Raw genomic sequence first — 2493 nt, forward strand, 5'->3', positions numbered from 1 at the left:
CCCATATTCCCTTTAAAATTTTGAAGCTGTTTTTTATTTTTTATCCAAAAAAGGGGAGTGCCGCTAACACTTAAATAGTGTTTTGCGACACTCCCTTTTTTTAAGCTTGTTATTTTTAAAACTTTCAGCAAAGTAACCACAATTAATCTGCTTGGTACATTGAATTAATGCTTATATAGTAATATAATGTATATAATAATAAAATATTGTTATTTATGGTTCAATACATAATTTAAGGGTATAACATTATGACTAATATTAGACAGCGATTTGATTATATCATATCTTTCTCAATTATTTCTAAAGGTGGTATGTATGAACAATCCCGAGAGGAATTATGGTTTGGGTGTTAATTTTAGGCCACGTAAATTTGCCATGAGGATAACTATAATATATATTATCATCGGCTCTCTGTGGATTATTTTCTCGGATAGAATCTTGTTAAATATTGTTGCAGATAAATACATGCTTGCAACATTGAGCACCATTAAGGGATGGTTTTATGTTTTTGTCACTGGCCTTATTATTTATGTGCTTATCCACAAGGATGAGATGATATATGAGGATGCGATTAATGAGATTTTCAAAAATTATCAGGAACTGGAAGCTACATATGAGGAACTGACAGCCACTGAAGAGGAACTGGAGCAACAGTATGATGCTTTGGAAAACAGTGAGAAGACCTTGAGGGAGATGGAAGAGAGATACAGACTTGCGGTAGATGGGGCTAATGACTGTATATGGGACTGGGATATAAGAAATGGAGATATTTATGTGTTCAACAGGACGAAAAGGTTGCTTGGGTATGAAGAAGAGGAACTTGAGGACAGGTTTGATGCGTGGAAGGGCCTACTGCATCCTGATGATGTGGAGAGGGTAATGAATGAAATTGATAGGCATTTAAAAGGTCTTACACCTTATTATGAAGTAGAGTATAGACTCAAAGCAAAGGATGGCTCATATAAATGGATTTTGAGCAGAGGCAGGGCCATATGGGATGATAAAGGGATGCCGGTAAGGATGGCCGGTTCTCACCTTGATATAACAGACCACAAGAGGTTCGAAAACAAGATTTTTAAACTTGCATATTATGACGACCTTACAGGTCTGCCCAATAGGACGATGTTTCAAGATGCATTGGATGAGGCTATCCAAGCGGCTAAAGAAAACAGGCAGAGGCTTGCTCTTTTGTATCTCGATCTTGACGAGTTTAAAAGTGTGAATGACTCTATAGGTCATGATGCAGGGAATGAACTCCTGTGCGATGTGGGATTTATGCTTAAAAACCTGATTGCAAATTCAGGTATGGTGGCACGCCTTGGTGAAGATGAGTTTGGAATAATACTAAATGATATTGGTGAAATGGGGAACATCTCAGAAAAACTCAATCAGATACTGGAAGCATTCCATAAGCCACAGGTTGTAAGAGGTGTTGAGTTTTATATAACCGCAAGTATGGGCGTGGCTATCCATCCCGAGGATGGAGGGGATGTTTTTACGCTCCTCAAAAATGCTGATATGGCAGTTTATTCTGCCAAGACTGGTGGTAGGGACTGCTATCAGTTTTTTTCGCCGAGACTGCAGGAAGATATAAACAGGAAGACAGATATGGCTGTAAAACTAAGACACGCTGTAGAGAAAAATCAGTTCTATCTTTATTATCAGCCCCAGATTGACCTTGCAAACGGGAAATTGATAGGAGTAGAGGCTTTGATACGATGGGCAGACCCTGAGAAGGGAATCATTTCTCCGAAAGACTTTATTCCTCTTGCTGAGGAGACAGGGCTCATCATACCTATAAGTGAATGGGTACTTAAAGAGGCCTGCAGGCAATATGTAAAATGGCTTAGTAAGGGTTATAATCCAGTATCAATTTCTGTCAACATATCAGCGCGGCAGTTCCAACAGAGAGATTTGGTGGCTAAAATAAATAGTATTATTGCAACTACGGGAATGGACAGGAATTATTTAACCTTGGAGATTACTGAAGGTACTGCACTTATGGACTTAGACCATGCCATTGATGTGATTAAAAAGCTTAGGGATACAGGGATAAAGGTAGCTTTGGACGACTTTGGCACAGGTTATTCTTCTCTTAATTATTTAAAACTCCTCCCCGTGAATATAATAAAGATGGACCAGACGTTTATGAGAGATATCATCAGTGATAATACTGACAGGGAAATGGCTAAGACCATAATATGTCTGTCGCATAAACTTAATCTGTATGTTACAGCAGAGGGCATAGAGACTGAAGACCAGTTAGTGTTTCTTAAGGATAACCACTGTGACTATGGGCAGGGTTATCTCTTCAGCAGACCGCTTCCCCCTGAAGAGATAGATGATATTATATGTAGGGGTATCTTTTCTATGCTACAATTGAAGAAAATGGAGTATGTCAATATCTTTTAAAAATGTCACCTAAAAATAGGCCAAAATGTGGTTAATTATCGCATGAAAATGTCACCTTAAAGAATCAAAATATGGGGGGCT

The 2493-nt window shown here is 38.4% G+C and carries 1 protein-coding gene; it reads left to right on the top strand.

Annotation, left to right across the window (positions count from 1 at the left end):
- Positions 1-315 precede the first annotated feature (315 nt).
- On the top strand, positions 316-2412 hold the full coding sequence (locus tag FWJ32_RS13150; protein WP_149546419.1) for a putative bifunctional diguanylate cyclase/phosphodiesterase: 2097 nt from the start codon (positions 316-318) through the stop codon (positions 2410-2412).
- The last annotated feature ends 81 nt before the right edge of the window (positions 2413-2493 follow it).

This window comes from Calorimonas adulescens, assembly GCF_008274215.1.
GTDB classification, from domain to species: Bacteria; Bacillota; Thermoanaerobacteria; order Thermoanaerobacterales; family UBA4877; genus Calorimonas; species Calorimonas adulescens.

Bases quoted from the DNA above. Each gene is read 5' to 3' on its own strand.
- FWJ32_RS13150 (WP_149546419.1), top strand. From the start codon at position 316: ATGAACAATCCCGAGAGGAATTATGGTTTGGGTGTTAATTTTAGGCCA.